At 38.2% G+C, this 14859-nt stretch carries 17 protein-coding genes; 4 read left to right on the top strand and 13 right to left on the bottom strand.

From position 1 onward, the window contains the following. Positions 1-29: 29 nt before the first annotated feature. From PVK70_RS15205 to PVK70_RS15175, 7 genes are all read right to left on the bottom strand, one after another. The gene (locus PVK70_RS15205; protein ID WP_130048852.1) at positions 30-1283 is read right to left on the bottom strand and encodes an SAM-dependent methyltransferase; all 1254 of its coding nucleotides are present in this window, start codon (positions 1281-1283) and stop codon (positions 30-32) included. A gap of 11 nt (positions 1284-1294) precedes the next feature. After that, the gene (locus tag PVK70_RS15200) at positions 1295-2023 is read right to left on the bottom strand and encodes a DUF1365 domain-containing protein (RefSeq protein WP_130048851.1); all 729 of its coding nucleotides are present in this window, start codon (positions 2021-2023) and stop codon (positions 1295-1297) included. Continuing rightward, complete coding sequence (locus PVK70_RS15195) at positions 2020-3279, bottom strand: NAD(P)/FAD-dependent oxidoreductase (protein ID WP_130048850.1); 1260 nt, start codon at positions 3277-3279, stop codon at positions 2020-2022. Before PVK70_RS15195 ends, PVK70_RS15200 begins: the two co-directional genes overlap by 4 nt. Next, complete coding sequence (locus PVK70_RS15190; protein ID WP_130048849.1) at positions 3279-4016, bottom strand: SDR family NAD(P)-dependent oxidoreductase; 738 nt, start codon at positions 4014-4016, stop codon at positions 3279-3281. Before PVK70_RS15190 ends, PVK70_RS15195 begins: the two co-directional genes overlap by 1 nt. Further along, positions 4013-4456: a nuclear transport factor 2 family protein gene (locus PVK70_RS15185; protein ID WP_242504808.1), complete on the bottom strand. Its 444-nt coding sequence runs from the start codon at positions 4454-4456 to the stop codon at positions 4013-4015. Before PVK70_RS15185 ends, PVK70_RS15190 begins: the two co-directional genes overlap by 4 nt. Positions 4457-4579: 123 nt before the next feature. Further along, on the bottom strand, positions 4580-5254 hold the full coding sequence (locus PVK70_RS15180; RefSeq protein ID WP_130048848.1) for a ChrR family anti-sigma-E factor: 675 nt from the start codon (positions 5252-5254) through the stop codon (positions 4580-4582). Then, positions 5247-5858 carry a sigma-70 family RNA polymerase sigma factor gene (locus PVK70_RS15175; RefSeq protein ID WP_130048847.1) on the bottom strand — a complete coding sequence of 204 codons (612 nt, stop codon included), beginning with the start codon at positions 5856-5858 and terminating at the stop codon, positions 5247-5249. The genes PVK70_RS15180 and PVK70_RS15175 overlap by 8 nt, the downstream gene beginning before the upstream one ends. A gap of 292 nt (positions 5859-6150) precedes the next feature. Here PVK70_RS15175 and PVK70_RS15170 point away from each other — a divergent pair, with 292 nt between their 5' ends. After that, positions 6151-6477: a c-type cytochrome gene (locus PVK70_RS15170; protein WP_130043676.1), complete on the top strand. Its 327-nt coding sequence runs from the start codon at positions 6151-6153 to the stop codon at positions 6475-6477. On the opposite strand, the gene PVK70_RS15165 is transcribed toward PVK70_RS15170, so the two are convergent. The 3 genes from PVK70_RS15165 to PVK70_RS15155 all read right to left on the bottom strand — a co-directional run bounded on the left by PVK70_RS15165 (position 6444) and on the right by PVK70_RS15155 (position 9745). Further along, positions 6444-7676, bottom strand: a complete 1233-nt coding sequence (locus PVK70_RS15165; protein ID WP_130048846.1) for a cysteine desulfurase-like protein — start codon at positions 7674-7676, stop codon at positions 6444-6446. The genes PVK70_RS15170 and PVK70_RS15165 overlap by 34 nt on opposite strands. Further along, on the bottom strand, positions 7660-8316 hold the full coding sequence (locus PVK70_RS15160) for a 2OG-Fe dioxygenase family protein (protein ID WP_130048845.1): 657 nt from the start codon (positions 8314-8316) through the stop codon (positions 7660-7662). Before PVK70_RS15160 ends, PVK70_RS15165 begins: the two co-directional genes overlap by 17 nt. Positions 8317-8533: 217 nt before the next feature. Beyond that, positions 8534-9745: a multidrug effflux MFS transporter gene (locus PVK70_RS15155; protein ID WP_130048844.1), complete on the bottom strand. Its 1212-nt coding sequence runs from the start codon at positions 9743-9745 to the stop codon at positions 8534-8536. Positions 9746-9823: 78 nt separating this feature from the next. Here PVK70_RS15155 and PVK70_RS15150 point away from each other — a divergent pair, with 78 nt between their 5' ends. Both PVK70_RS15150 and PVK70_RS15145 read left to right on the top strand, forming a co-directional pair. After that, positions 9824-10696 carry a LysR family transcriptional regulator gene (locus PVK70_RS15150; protein WP_130048843.1) on the top strand — a complete coding sequence of 291 codons (873 nt, stop codon included), beginning with the start codon at positions 9824-9826 and terminating at the stop codon, positions 10694-10696. 108 nt (positions 10697-10804) lie between these two features. Then, entirely contained in the window at positions 10805-11425 is a 621-nt protein-coding gene (locus tag PVK70_RS15145) for a LysE family translocator (RefSeq protein ID WP_130048842.1), read from the top strand. Here PVK70_RS15145 and PVK70_RS15140 read toward each other — a convergent pair. After that, positions 11422-11601 (bottom strand): hypothetical protein, encoded by a 180-nt coding sequence (locus PVK70_RS15140; protein ID WP_130048841.1) that lies wholly within the window; start codon positions 11599-11601, stop codon positions 11422-11424. The two genes, PVK70_RS15145 and PVK70_RS15140, sit on opposite strands and share 4 nt — an antisense overlap. 142 nt (positions 11602-11743) lie before the next feature. Between PVK70_RS15140 and PVK70_RS15135 the strand changes: the two genes are divergently transcribed. Further along, on the top strand, positions 11744-12493 hold the full coding sequence (locus PVK70_RS15135) for a phosphatase (RefSeq protein ID WP_130066628.1): 750 nt from the start codon (positions 11744-11746) through the stop codon (positions 12491-12493). Between the two features lie 104 nt (positions 12494-12597). On the opposite strand, the gene PVK70_RS15130 is transcribed toward PVK70_RS15135, so the two are convergent. Next, complete coding sequence (locus PVK70_RS15130) at positions 12598-14193, bottom strand: ABC-F family ATPase (protein WP_130048839.1); 1596 nt, start codon at positions 14191-14193, stop codon at positions 12598-12600. Positions 14194-14374: 181 nt separating this feature from the next. Beyond that, positions 14375-14839, bottom strand: coding sequence for a GGDEF domain-containing protein (locus PVK70_RS15125; RefSeq protein ID WP_165367220.1), 465 nt, complete (start codon positions 14837-14839; stop codon positions 14375-14377). Positions 14840-14859 lie beyond the last annotated feature (20 nt).

Raw genomic sequence — 14859 nt, 5'->3', positions numbered from 1 at the left:
CAGATTGGTATAATATAAATAGCGGTTAACTAACACACTCCATGTTGTGGTTTAGCAGCGACAAGATGAACCGTACTGATTTTACGTTCTAGAAATCCCCCTTCGCAGTAACAAAGATAAAATTTCCACAATCGGATAAAGTCGTCGCCATAACCCATTTGTTTTAGCTCTGCTGCCGACTTATCAAATCGTTGATACCAGTGATTCAAGGTTTTAGCGTAATCTAGACCGATATCATTTAACGAGGTGATCACCATGTCGGTATTCTCTGCGACTTTATTCGCCATGACACTAACTGAAGGCAGGCAACCTCCGGGGAAAATATAGCGTTGAATGAAATCGACACTTTTACGATAACTATCATAACGTTGATCTGAAATAGTAATCGCTTGAATCAACATTTTACCTTCTGGTTTTAAATGACGACTACACACATCAAAGAAGGTACTTAAATATTCATGTCCAACCGCTTCGATCATTTCAATTGACACTAATTTATCGTATTGACCCTCTAAGGTTCGATAATCTTGCTTTAGTAATGTAATTGAATCTTCTAACCCTAAAGACTTTACTTTTTGCTCTGCGTATTCGTATTGGGCATCAGATATAGTGGTCGTCGTGACTTTTACACCATAATGCTGTGCGGCATAAATAGCTAATGCGCCCCAACCAGTACCAATTTCAAGTAATGTTTCCCCTTGTTTAAGCTCTAAACGCTCACAGATTGTCTTCAGTTTAAATAATTGCGCCTCTTCAAGGTTAGCATTCGCATTTGGGTAAATAGCGCTTGAATAGAGCATCTCTTTATCAAGAAACGTTTTGTACATTTCATTACCCAAATCATAATGGGCAAGTATATTTTTCTTTGAGCCTTGCTCTGTATTTTTATTTCGCTTGTGATTAAGTAAATCAAAGAACTGAATAATCTTACTAAATCGGTTCTCTACTCTATCCAATACACCTTGTTCACGGCCTAATACTTGAATTACTTTTGTTAAATTAGGGCTAGTCCACCAGCCTGAAACATACGCTTCACTTGCACCAATCCCACCACCAAACAATATTTTTCTGTATGCTTCCATATTATGAATTTCAACAACGGCAGCTAAGCTTGCTTCTTTATTACCTAAAATAACTTGTCCTAATTCATCATTAATCGTTAGTGATGCTTGTGTCATTTTGGCTAAATAGTCGAGTAACACTTTACGCGTCATTTTATCTATCCAGCTCACTGGCTTGGTTTCATTTTTTTGAATCGCTGATACGTCTTGATTATTCAACATCGCTGTTCTCCTTAATTTTTTGGATAAGGCACGAATGGGATCCGTTTTAAAAATAATTTCAGTGCCTGCCAGTAAATTCCATATACTATCTTTACGGTCATCATCGGGATTGAGATCACTTGCTGTTGAATATTTTTTGCTGAAAGTGATTTTCGTGTCATTGCTATTGTTGCATCAAAGATCTTCTCTTGTTGCTCTAACCCTCTGTTTTCTAAATGAAGTGAAAGGTGCTTATTAGGCTCTTTAATCATCCAATGATATTTCATATCAAGATTCAAAAAAGGAGAAACATGAAACGTTTTATCTATCACTTTATCTGATTTCATCTTGATCAAATAATAGTGGGTTTGATTCCATGGAGTATTACTCACCTCCGCTAACAAATACGTTAACTGGTCATTTCTATCGTAACAATAATACAAATTGATAGGGCTGAAATAGACACCAAAACAACGTACTTGGCCGACAAATAATACCCGGGTATTTAATGCATCTCCACCTAGCTCAGCGACTTTGTTCCATACCGAATTCTTTAGTGGCTCCCCTTCTTCGCCTAAGTAATCGCGTCGATTAAAAGAGAGAGGTGAAAACTTGTTTTTTTTAAGCCAACCGATGGATTCAAACTCCTCTAACTCATCCAAATCGAGGGCGAGAAAAAACATCTCATAACTAAAGCTATGCGCTCTGGTTTGAAAGCGTCTGTGCCTCACCTCTCCATGATAAAGACAAGAATGCGTCATAAACTTAATCCAAATCGCTGACAAACATCTAATGCACTTCTAACTCCATCTTCATGAAATCCGTTATACCAATACGCACCGGCAAAGTGCGTATGATTATGTCCACAAATTTCATTTCGACGCTGTTGTGATGAGATAGTATCTGCATTAAATACTGGGTGATCGTATTTATAAGATCCTAAAATCTTACTTTCATTGATTAGCGGGGAATTATTTAAGGTAACACAAAATGTCGTATCTTCGGTGTTAAGCCCTTGTAATATATTCATATTATAAGTAACGCTTGATGGCCTATTTTTATCTGTAACATCAAGGTGGTAATTCCACGCTGCCCACGCACGCTTTTGCATAGGTAACAAGGTTTCATCCGTATGTAACACCACTTCATTCTCTTGATAAGTAAGCTTAGATAGCACCTCTTTTTCTCGGTTGGTGACATCCGTTAACATCGCTAAGGATTGATTGCTGTGACAAGCTAAGATCACTTCATCAAACTCATGGACCTCTGTATTTTTTATGGTTAATGATACGCTCTCGCTATGACGAGAAATCCCTGTTACTGGGCTATTGAGATGAATGTTATCTTTAAAACGCTCGATTAAAGGGGATATATACGAAGATGAACCATTAGGAATAACGTACCATTGTGGCCGATTGGCAATATCTAGTAGTCCATGATTATGGAAAAATCGAATAAAGAAGTGCAATGGAAATGCCTTCATATCTTGCAAACTAGATGACCAAATTGCTGCCCCCATAGGTAAAATATAATGCTCAGCAAAATAGGTACTGTAACCATCATCATAAAGCATATCGCCTAATGTACTATCAGTATCAATATGCTCTCTTTCCCACAACTCTTTACACTGCTTGTTAAAACGTAATATTTCACTGATTAATGACAAAAATTTAGTATTAAAAATATTAGAGCGCTGTGCAAATAATGTATTTAAGTTATGGCCATTATACTCGAGGCCTGATATCACGTTTTTAACACTGAAACTCATTTCACTCTCTTGGCCTTTAATTCCAAGTTGTGAGAGCAATTCAATAAAATTAGGGTAGGTTCGGTCATTAAAAACAATAAACCCGGTATCAATGTCCCACTCTTTTCCTTCTGCAATTACTCGCTTTGTCGCGGTGTGACCCCCAATATAATCATTGGCTTCAAATAAGGTAACATGATACTTACGACTGAGTACGTAGGCGCATACTAGCCCTGAGATGCCACTTCCTACTATTGCAATTTTCTTCATTATCGTTTCATCCTTAATGCGACCCACTGCCAAATACGATCAGGCAAACTGCCCATAACAATTAGAAAACTCGTAAATGGAAATGGAAAATGAATATGTTTTTTATTTTTGGTGATGCCACTAATGATGTGCGATGCCGCTTGGCTTACTTCAATCAACATTGGCATTGGAAAATCATTTTTATTAGTTAATGGGGTTTTCACAAATCCTGGAGCAATCACACTTATGGTTAAGCGCTCTGCTGGAATGTCTAATTGCAAAGACTTTGCAAGGTAATGGATCGCCGCTTTACTTGCTCCATAGGCTTCAGCTCGTTGAAATGGGACATAAGAAGCACTTGATCCCATTAACGCAAGATGAGCCCCATACTTCATCTTTGGTATCAATACCTGCAAACAATAACCTATTGAAATGACATTGGTTTGAATCACTCGCTCGAACAAAGCGCCATCAAAATGCTCTGCATTATCGATGTATTCGCAAGTGCCTGCATTCAAAATGGCAATATCTAGCGATTCAATATCATTGAGTGAAGTTAAAATTGATTGACTATCGGTTAAGTCAAAAGACACTTCCATCAATTGCAACTTCTGCCTTGCTTCCAATAAAGTTTCTGATTCTTCATAAACACTGAAGTTTCGACCGCAGGCATACACTTTATCTCCTTGTTTTAGATAAGCATGAACAAGGGATAAACCTATGCCTGACGTTGCCCCTGTAATTAAAACTGTTTTCATGATTGCACCCTCTTTTTGATGAATTTCACCATTGGGCCAATAATTGGAAGGTGCTCATAAAGCATCTGTCCCATATCAATATAATCACGATGGTAGTGCACCTTGTCGGTGAATTTTATGAGCGTTGTTCCCTCAACCGTGATTTGCTCTCCTTTATTTATCTTAGGATGAATATAGCGCATCGTCCAAAAAAGAGAGGCTTCCCCTCCTGTTGGGGTTTCTTTTTCAACAACATGGTGAACATGGAAATGGCACTCTTTCAAATTACTGTATAAATGTTCAAAGTAACTTTCGAGATCGTTTAATCCATTGATTTCATGGACTGCATCAATAAATTGGATGTCTTGTGAATAAAGCTCAGCTAAATAATGAAGAGTCTGTTTATTTAGATCTCCATATAGTTTTATGAACCTTTCAACAAAAGGAGAATAGATCATCATGTGCGTCCTTGTGTTAGTGCAGTGAGCCATTATTTAATTCATGCTCACTGCCAATACCTTTATCAGTAATTAGTTACTTATAGATACGTAACCACTGATAAAATGGTTCACTTCCTGTGACCATTAATACAATAAGCCACCAATGGGATTAAATAATTTACTTAATCCTTTTGTAAAATGAAGCGGAGCATTTTGAACCGTATAACACAAGCAACCTTCAGTCGTTTTGGGGCTATGTTCATGTGAGGCGTCTAACCAGATGAAATCACCTTTTTGATAATGACCAGATTCGTCTTGAAAACTGCCATCAAGTAGTAAGGTCAACTCAAACCCTTTATGGGTATGATTTGGGATCTCTCCTCCTGCAGCGATATGCAATAGATTTGATCGTGTGTCTTGCTCTTCAATAAGACGAGCACGACTCACTGCGCCTAATTGATTCCATTTCAAGTCATCATATCGATGCAATAAATACGGTACTTCAAATGTTTTATCAGCAATAGAGACATGATATGTCGGTGTAGACATAAGATAAGAATCGTCTGTGTCTAATTGCATAATGCTTTCCAACATTGTTGTATAATCAACCGTTGGTTCATTACTTTCTGTGCACATAGTCTGGCTGTTACTTTGCCATGTCATTTTTGCTAACTCTTGGCTGATAGCCTCAACCTTGTTTTTACATTCTGAGCACAACTCACAATGTAGAGACACCGCAACAGAAAGAGACTCCGGTAATTCGCCATTGGCATGAGAACGCAACAGCTCATCGCTTGGATGGTAAGTAATATTAGTCATTCTCATACTCCTGTCTTAATTTACTCAATGCTAGGCGTAGTCTGGATTTTATCGTCCCTATGGGCTGACCTAGGTGCTCTGAGAGTTCATGTTGAGTTAATCCTTGAATATACAGACCTTCAACAACCACTCTTTGTGCCTGTGGTAGCAAACCTACTAAACGATGTAACTGTTTTGACTCTAACCAATCGGTTTCTTTTGTTTCTACTTGCTTATCAAATAGTGGCCATAAATCACTACTGATTGTATCTTCCTTATTTGATTGCATTTTACGTAACATATCAAAACTGTGATTTCGCATTACGGTAAAAATCCACCCTGATGCATTTCCTTTGGTCTGATTAAACAAAGCCGCTTTTCGCCACACTAACGTCATGGTTTCTTGAACCAAATCCATAGCTAAGGTTGGATCATTAAATTTTTTAATTCCGTAGGCGCGGATCTTGGGCGCAAACCAAGAAAATAACTGTGAAAATGCCACTTTATCTTGAGTTTCACCCACCAGATTTAACCAAGAATCTAGCTTGGCGACATCCTCTTCATTTTGTATCGGCTTATAACTAGAGTTCAATCGACTGCTCACTTCTATGTGCTGAGTTTGCATATCTACCTCCATAATAATTTAAGACTACTACGGAAGAGATTACTATTTGGATCACTCTGTAAACTATAGACCGTTTTTATTTGTTATATCTTGAATTAATACACAGAATTCAAAGCTCACTCTCAAATAAAAACAATGGTGACAATTAAATTCATTTCTATCAAAGAAACAAGATGTTAGCTTATGTGATTTAGTAGTAAATATAGCTAAAAAACTGACACTTTTCATTGTTCATGCATCAACAATAACTTAATATGAAAATTAACATTAATATGAGTAAAAGCTAACGATAATGATTAAATGGATTTTGATTGCCCTGCTTTGCGCTTCAAACACCACTTACGCAAATACATTAGGTGATCCTGTTAAAGGTAAATTAAAAGCGCCAAGCTGTATTTTTTGTCATGGTGAAACAGGAAAGGCGATGAACTCAAGCTACCCTAATTTAGATATGCAAAATGAAATGTATTTATATAGCTCAATGAAATCGTATCAAAATGACGAAAGAAAGGGCCCCCTAGCACAAATGATGAAGGCCCAGTTGCAACGACTCAATGATCAAGATTTAAAAGACATTGCTGCGTTTTATGCCAGTGCATCTAATAACGAAAATAAGTAGTCTATTTCATCGACGGTGTTGTAATGCATAAATCCAATCCGAACAACACCCCCATACGCTTCTAGATTTAACTGCTTAACTAAGCCAAGCGCATAAAAATGCCCATTCCATACACACACATTATGCAAACCTAATTCTTTAGCTACTACTTCTGGTGTATGGTCTTGAAATCGAATAGCAAACGTTGGTGTCCGATTAATGCAATTTTCAGGATCACTAATACCAAACAATAAAATCCAAGGCCTACTCTCTAATTTATTTAAAAAATAGTGCGTCAATGCTAATTCATGTTGCTCGTACTGAATAAAACTAGAGATAAGCCTTTCTCGTAAACTCGCCTCTTTTGCTCCCCATTGAGCCAAATACTCAATAGCTGCTGTAACGCCAGCCAGCCCTTCAAAGCTTTGTGTGCCCGTCTCAAATCGGCCTGGTCCTATATTTGTGGCGGGTTCAACTTTATATGGCGAAAGCGTTTGTAACCATTTGGTAGACACATAAGCAATACCGACATGGGGGCCAAAAAATTTATACGCTGAGCAGGCTAAAAAATCACAATCAAGATCTTGCACATCAATTAAATGATGAGGGGCGTAGTGAACCGCATCAACATACACCATCGCATCAACACCATGTGCAGCGTTAGTCATCGACTTCACATCAACTAAAGAGCCTGTGGTATTAGAAGCGAATGTCGTGGCAACCAACTTGGTTTTATCAGACAGCAGCGAATAAAAATGATCCATATCTAACGTGCAATCAGTGGTATTAACTCGAACTTGGTGAACAATGACCCCTTTATCTTCTGCGGCTTGCTGCCAACTAGATACGTTCGAATAGTGATCCAATGCCGTAACGATAATCTCATCTCCCGCTTTCCATTCTCGGCTTATCGCTCGACTTAGCTGAAACGTCAACGAAGTCATATTCGCCCCAAAAACAATATTGCTACTGCTTGGTGCATTTACTAACGCAGCACAAGAAGAGCGAGCAGTATCCATTACATTATTCGTTATTTGGCTTGAAAAAAAATGCCCGCCTAGATTGGAGTTAGAATAACCAAGGTATTCTGTCATTGCTGCTAATACAGAATTAGGCACTTGAGAGCCTCCCGGGCCATCTAGAAATACAACCGGAAGCTCATTAGTTGTTTGCGCTAAAGATGGAAATTGTGAACGGGCTTGCTCAGGCGTGAAAGTCATCAAGGTTATCCTTTGCGGTTAATACAAATACATCCATATGCCCTTCATGACCTTGTTCTATCAATCGAATTGGCTTGCCGTTGTGCCATAGTTTTCTATCATCAACCATAGCGACTTCACCATCTTCTAAAATTTTTCTAAAAAACGGATCTTCGTTTGAGTCTTTGTATACAAGTAATTCTCCTCCTTCGATATTTGAACGATCAATACCGATCAACGCGATATGATCGAAACCATCTTGATGAACGCCTTCTGGAGCAATTTGAGTTTCTTCATAAATCGCGGCAATGCGCATTTGATGTATTTCAATCTCTTGCCCATTTGGTAAATGATTAAGCTCCATAAAGACCTGACACATTTCAGCCATGCCTTCACTGTGCAAAATATCACTTTCAATGCCTTCAAACTCACGAATGACATCACCTTGGTAATGGTTAATCTCTTCACTTTGCACAAAGTTATGTTTATTTGTTTCTACCACTTTCTCGTTTACCATTCGAATAACGGAATAACGTCTTAAGCGAAAGTTACCATCAGCGTGTAACGTTTTAGGCAAACCAGAAAATGAAGGTGCGAGTTGATGAACCGCAGCATGACTTAATTGTGTCAGCTGCAATGTTGTACCGTGTGAATGTAACATGATGCCCCCTGCAGTAAGTTAACAAATGATTTACATCTTTATTATTTATGCAGAAATGCTGATAAATCAAACTATACAGTGCTTTACTTCACATTAAATTAAAAATTCAATATATAGCTTTGGTTATTTTTACTTTTGCAAAATTAAACATCAGATTACTTTTATCTAGATTAAGAAAACCAGAACTCTTCACTAAAGAACCTGTAGTAAATTGATTTTATTGATTATTATCAGATTGAACTTGCTTATTCCATAATAAAACAACGAGCATGATCACTGTGATCAGTAAATAAAAGAAACCTAAACTGTTTTGATCAGTCACCCAGTCCTTCACCAAATAACCGCCAAGTAATCCCGCTAAGCACATTTGAACAGAGCCTGATAAGGCCGAGATTGTCCCTACTTTTTTAGTATGTGGAGCCAGTAATAAATTAATAGAGAGTGGGAATGAAATGCCCTGAGCTACTGCGAGTAATGTGAATCCAAAAACCAGTGAAAACAGTGAGGTTTCAAAAAACACCAATGATAAGCCTGATATTGTCATTATCCCGAGCGCTATTCCCATCAATTGAATAACACTACAACGTTTATTTAAGCTATTGAGAATAAAGCTACCGATCATGAGCCCTGCAGATGGGATAATCATCACTTCTCCATATTCAGCCGCAGTAAGCCCTAACCCATCTTGAAGCAAAAAGGGCAATAAAGAGACCGAAACCAAACTACTTAAATAGCTCACCCAGTTTAAGCTCGCACTTGAGATCACTTGAGCATTACCAAATAAAGAACCATAGTCTCGTAATGTTTGAAGGATACTGAACTTCTCGGGCTTATACGGCAAGGTTTCTGGCAAGATAAAATAACCAATAGTTAAAATGCTCATTAAATAAATAAGCACAAAACCAAATACCCATTGCCAACTAAAGTGCCAAGCGATCCAACCTCCAATTACCGGCGCAAGTATCGGCAATATAGACGCAGTTATCGAAATATAAGACATTGCCTTGGTTAAGTGATGTCCACTGTAACTGTCCCTTAACACACTTCGACCAAGTACCGATGCACTGCCCGCTCCAAGGCCTTGAAGTAATCTACCAAACACTAACGCGGTAAAATTATCTGTCATAGCAAAACAGACAAATGTCCCTAACAAATAAATCCCCTGCCCTAAAATAAATATTGGCCGTCGTCCAAGTGCATCAGACAAAGGGCCATAAAACAGCTGTGAACCACCAAAGCCAACTAAAAAAAGCGTGACGAGAAGTTGAGCATCAGAAGACGAAACCCCAAGATCTTGGCTTATTAGTGGAAGGGATGGCAAATAAATACTCACGCCGACTTGCCCCGTCGCAATGATCATCATAGCAAGAAGTAATGGCGTTTTATTTAAGCGACCTGATGGCAGCGTTTGTGTCTTATTTTTATTCATTTAGCCAGTTTACATTCAATCAATATTATTGATAATAGCAACTAGAGGAATCACATTGCGTCCTAATAGGAATTAATCATGGATTGGATAGAGTGCGTTAGAAGTTACATAAAAGTAGTAGAGGAAGGCAGCTTTAATGCCGCTGCTTTTCAAATGAACACCTCAGGTTCTGCTATTAGTAAACGCATCAATTGGCTTGAAGATCGGGTTGGAGTGCAGTTATTAACTCGAACGACTCGATCTGTTCATCAAACTGAAGCGGGCATTCTATTTTATCAACGTGCCCGGCTACAATTGGACCAATGGCAGCATTTAGTTGATGAAACTCGCGCTATCAACCAGACACCAACAGGGTTATTAAAAATAGGAGCAACGCTTGCTGTCGGGTCTAAATTTATCATCAAATATTTGGATGAATTTCTAGCAACTTACCCAAAGATTAAAGTTCAGTTGATCACAACCCTGCCAGGGCAAGTGCCTGAAAATAATGTCGATGTTTTTATCAGTCGTGAGCTAGAACAACTCAATACCTTTAGTTATAAATCTACGCCTCTTTTTGAACATCACTCTGGTTTTTTTGCTTCAAAAGAATATATCGCTAAGCATGGTTTACCAAATAATGTCGATGAACTAAAACGTCATAATATGTTGATTTGGGGCGAACGACCGGTACGAGAGATAAAACTGGCGAATGGTAAACGGGTTACTTTACGAGGAAATTTTGCCACAACAAATCCAGAAGCTTTATTTCATGCCGCAAAGCGAGGAATGGGGATCTTATTAGCCAGTAAGCAAATGCTAATAGATGACATTGACTCGGGTAATCTAGTTTCGGTCTTGCCTGAGATGACAACCGATCACATATCGGTCAATGCTTACTACCCAACTTTAGATTATGAACACACTCGAACACAGCTTTTTATTCGCTATTTAAAAAATAAACTACGTTGATTCATATAACACTATTAATAAAATTAACATTATAGTGTAAACATTTACATTGCATTTCACTTTAATTTCCGTACTCTGTTTTTCTGTACTTTTTATCTATTAATCAGAATGAATACGACTATTTTATGGGCTTTTGTCCCTACCTTTTTTTTCGTCTCTGTTACTCCAGGCATGTGCATGACATTAGCACTTAGTCTAGGAATGAGCATCGGTTATAAACGCACACTTTGGATGATGATGGGAGAGCTCGTTGGCGTAGCTATTGTTGCTGTTTCAGCAGTATTAGGTGTGGCAGCAGTAATGCTTAATTATCCATGGTTATTTACTGCGTTTAAAGCGGTAGGTGCTAGTTATCTTGCTTATATCGGCGTTCAAATGTGGCGTTCAAAAGGAAAGCTTGCTATGACTGGAGAGGCTACGGAAGCGCCAAAAGGAAAAGATTGGGATTTAGTGGTTCAAGGTTTTGTTACGGCAATTGCTAACCCGAAAGGTTGGGCATTTATGGTTTCTCTACTGCCACCCTTTATTGACGGAAGTAATGCCATTGCACCGCAATTAATTGCACTTGTATCTATTATTTTAATCTGTGAGTTCTTATGTATGACACTTTATGCCGTTGGCGGTAAAGGTCTTAAACGCGTACTTGGTCATTCCAATAACGTGAAAATAATGAACCGAATTTCAGGCAGTTTGATGATTGGTGTCGCTGTTTGGTTATTTGTGGGTTAGTTTTTCATAACTTCAGCTAACATATCTAGTTCTTCATCAGTTAATAGTTCATTACTTGACTCAATTTTTACTGATGTTTTTTCCTTCAGCTTTTTATTTACCGCATGCTGAAGGTTTCGTAATTGATAGACTGTTAGCTGATTTAATTCAACTTTTAAAGTTTCTGCATTCATCATTACAAACCTCATTCTTTTTAACACTTTCATCAACACCATGAATGTTACTTATCTTTTTCCTACGCTTTGTCAGACAAATGTCAAAGCTAAAAGTTGCAAAAATTAGTATACTGATCGCATTATAGTTTAAAGGAGAAAACTAATGCGCATTCAAGTAGATACTCATACCCATACCTACGCTAGTGGTCATGCTTATAGCACCATCAGTGAAAATGCATTTTCAGCTTCTCAGCTTGGTTTACCAATGTTTTGCACGACTGATCACGCCTCTTCTATGCCAGGTGCTCCTCATTACTGGTTTTTTAGTAATCAGAGAGTGTTACCTCGTTTTCTCCACGGTGTTGCCATCATAAGAGGCTGTGAAGTTAATATTTGTAATATTCAAGGTGATATAGACATCCCCCTCTCTGTAGATCAAAACCTTGATTGGGTTATTGCTAGTTTCCATGAACCTGTTTTTCCTCCTATAAATAAGTTAGTACACACTCAGGCATTAATCAAGATTATAGAATCAGGTCGAATTGATGCCTTAGGCCACTTGGGTAATCCAAATTTTGATTTTAATTTTGAAGAAGTCATACAATGTGCGGTTGATAACAACGTCGCTATAGAGATCAACAATACCTCGCTTAAAGGGGGGAGTCGTATTGGTAGTATTGACCGTTGTTATAACATTGCCCAAGTCGCGAAAGATCTAGGCGCTTATATCACTACGGGAAGTGATGCGCATTTTTGTGCGGATATTGGTAAGTTTGAAAAGGTAGAATTACTTATTGATACTGTAGACTTTCCCGTTGAGAAAATAATTACGCATACACCTAAACAGTTTCTTCAGTTCTTAGCACTACGTGGACGTGCAACTATTCCAGAGTTTAACGTATTTACTAAATAATCTTACGTTGAAGTAACTGAAATTCACTTACCACAGACATAAAAAATGGAAGACTATCTCTAGTCTTCCATTTTATTTGTTATCCAGAATATTAGGTTTCTGAATTAGCCTTTTAGACCTTGTTTTGCTAGGTACTCTTCGTAAGTACCGTGGAAATCGTTCACGCCATCTTTTGTGATTTCGATGATGCGTGTTGCAATTGAAGATACAAACTGACGGTCATGAGATACAAACATTAATGTACCTTTGTAGTTCTCTAGCGCCAAGTTCAATGCTTCGATTGATTCCATGTCCATGTGGTTTGTTGGTTCATCCATTAATAGGATGTTTGGCTTTTGCATAATTAGCTTGCCAAATAACATACGACCTTGCTCACCACCAGAAATCACTTTTACTGATTTCTTAATATCACTTTGAGAGAAAAGCATGCGACCAAGAATACCGCGAACCACTTGCTCGTCATCGCCTTCTTGTTTCCACTGCCCCATCCAATCTAATAGATTTAGATCTTCAGCGAAATCATGGCCGTGGTCTTGTGCGTAAAAACCAATGTTGTTATTTTCAGACCACTTAACCATGCCTGACATTGGTTCCATCTCGCCCGCTAATGTATTTAGGAACGTTGATTTACCGATACCATTTTCACCGATGATTGCAATGCGCTCACCCACTTCAACCATTAGGTTTACACCATTGATTAAAATGTTTTCGCCGTAACCTTGTTTTAGACCTTCAACTTCTAATGCGTTACGGAAAAGTGGTTTTTCTTGGTCAAAACGAATGAAAGGAGATTGACGGCTTGATGCTTTAATCTCTGTTAGTTCAATTTTATCCAAACGTTTCTGACGAGACGTTGCTTGTTTTGCTTTTGATGCGTTTGCAGAGAAGCGGCTTACGAACGTTTGTAAGTCAGCAATTTGCGCTTTCTTCTTAGCGTTATCTGCTTGAAGTTGTTCACGAGCTTGCGTTGCTGCAGTCATGTATTCGTCGTAGTTACCAGGGAACAGACAAATGTCACCGTAATCTACATCAGCCATGTGTGTACATACTGCGTTTAAGAAATGACGGTCATGCGAGATGATGATCATTGTGCAATTACGAGCCAGAAGAACGTCTTCTAACCACGCAATGGTGTGCATGTCCAAGTTGTTCGTTGGTTCATCAAGAAGCATGATATCTGGTTCTGCGAACAGAACTTGTGCTAAAAGAACACGAACTTTAAGACCTGGAGCAACTTCGCTCATTAGGCCAAAGTGTTGTGATTCTGGAAGACCTAGACCTAATAGAAGTTCACCCGCACGAGCTTCAGCTGAGTAGCCGTCCATCTCTGCGAATTCAGTTTCTAAATCGCCAACGCGCATGCCATCTTCATCAGACATTTCTGGTAAAGAATAAATACGGTCACGCTCTTCTTTGATTTTCCACAGTTCTTTATGACCCATGATAACAGTGTCAATTACTGTGAATTCTTCAAATGCGAACTGATCTTGGCCTAATTTAGCCATACGCTCATTAGGATCAGTTGAAACTGTACCGGCAGACTGCTCTAATTCCCCACCTAAAATCTTCATAAAGGTAGATTTACCACAGCCATTAGCACCGATTAAACCGTAACGGTTACCGTTACCAAACTTAACAGAAATATTTTCAAATAGTGGCTTATCGCCAAATTGCATTGTGATGTTAGCAGTTGATAGCACAGTACATTCCAATTAGTTATTCAAATAGACATAAAAAAACTGGCCCATATGTCCAGCTTTTCAAATTTAGGGGGAGTATAGCAGCATTTGTGATTTCCATCACTTTTTATTCTACTTTGATGTTCAAGTAAAATAGCGCATCATTCAAATGAGATATCAATAGAGAATTGACAAAAAAACATCACAAGATGCACACGCAATTTCGCCCTTGCTCTTTGGCTTTATATAACGCTTCATCAGCACAACTTATCGCTTTCTTTATATTCTGAATTTCAGTATACGCAACAAGCCCTATGCTCATCGTGATGCCAATGCTGATACCTTTACTTTGATGCTTTCCTTTTGATGCGGATTTTCTTAACTCTTCACACAATCGTTTTGCTTTTATTAAATCAGTTTCCGGCATTAATAATATAAATTCATCACCAATATCATGCCCATGCTTATCATTGATATTCTTAAAGTAATCAATATCAAAAATAGCAACTGAGCCATACATCGGCGCTAAATTAGCTTGCATTTGTTTTATCTGTTGCTCTAATCCACGTCGATTTACTAAGCCAGTTAAAAAATCCGTATGTGCTTCATTCTTTAACTTGTGTTTTTCTTTTTCATTATTTTTGAATTTAATAAAAAACTTGATCAATAGCAACATCATACATCAGG

Source organism: Aliivibrio sp. A6, assembly GCF_028765505.1.
GTDB classification, from domain to species: Bacteria; Pseudomonadota; Gammaproteobacteria; order Enterobacterales; family Vibrionaceae; genus Aliivibrio; species Aliivibrio finisterrensis_A.
The sequence above is the reverse complement of the archived record's forward strand: the minus strand, read 5'-3'. Positions and strand labels throughout refer to the sequence as shown.

What these genes read in the sequence shown, in the direction of transcription:
- PVK70_RS15200 (WP_130048851.1), bottom strand. Translation starts at nt 2,023, where the DNA reads ATGACGCATTCTTGTCTTTATCATGGAGAGGTGAGGCACAGACGCTTT.
- PVK70_RS15170 (WP_130043676.1), top strand. Translation starts at nt 6,151, where the DNA reads ATGATTAAATGGATTTTGATTGCCCTGCTTTGCGCTTCAAACACCACT.
- PVK70_RS15175 (WP_130048847.1), bottom strand. Translation starts at nt 5,858, where the DNA reads ATGCAAACTCAGCACATAGAAGTGAGCAGTCGATTGAACTCTAGTTAT.
- PVK70_RS15150 (WP_130048843.1), top strand. Translation starts at nt 9,824, where the DNA reads ATGGATTGGATAGAGTGCGTTAGAAGTTACATAAAAGTAGTAGAGGAA.
- PVK70_RS15205 (WP_130048852.1), bottom strand. Translation starts at nt 1,283, where the DNA reads ATGTTGAATAATCAAGACGTATCAGCGATTCAAAAAAATGAAACCAAG.
- PVK70_RS15180 (WP_130048848.1), bottom strand. Translation starts at nt 5,254, where the DNA reads ATGACTAATATTACTTACCATCCAAGCGATGAGCTGTTGCGTTCTCAT.
- PVK70_RS15135 (WP_130066628.1), top strand. Translation starts at nt 11,744, where the DNA reads ATGCGCATTCAAGTAGATACTCATACCCATACCTACGCTAGTGGTCAT.
- PVK70_RS15155 (WP_130048844.1), bottom strand. Translation starts at nt 9,745, where the DNA reads ATGAATAAAAATAAGACACAAACGCTGCCATCAGGTCGCTTAAATAAA.
- PVK70_RS15195 (WP_130048850.1), bottom strand. Translation starts at nt 3,279, where the DNA reads ATGAAGAAAATTGCAATAGTAGGAAGTGGCATCTCAGGGCTAGTATGC.
- PVK70_RS15190 (WP_130048849.1), bottom strand. Translation starts at nt 4,016, where the DNA reads ATGAAAACAGTTTTAATTACAGGGGCAACGTCAGGCATAGGTTTATCC.
- PVK70_RS15165 (WP_130048846.1), bottom strand. Translation starts at nt 7,676, where the DNA reads ATGACTTTCACGCCTGAGCAAGCCCGTTCACAATTTCCATCTTTAGCG.
- PVK70_RS15185 (WP_242504808.1), bottom strand. Translation starts at nt 4,456, where the DNA reads ATGATGATCTATTCTCCTTTTGTTGAAAGGTTCATAAAACTATATGGA.
- PVK70_RS15140 (WP_130048841.1), bottom strand. Translation starts at nt 11,601, where the DNA reads ATGATGAATGCAGAAACTTTAAAAGTTGAATTAAATCAGCTAACAGTC.
- PVK70_RS15160 (WP_130048845.1), bottom strand. Translation starts at nt 8,316, where the DNA reads ATGTTACATTCACACGGTACAACATTGCAGCTGACACAATTAAGTCAT.
- PVK70_RS15145 (WP_130048842.1), top strand. Translation starts at nt 10,805, where the DNA reads ATGAATACGACTATTTTATGGGCTTTTGTCCCTACCTTTTTTTTCGTC.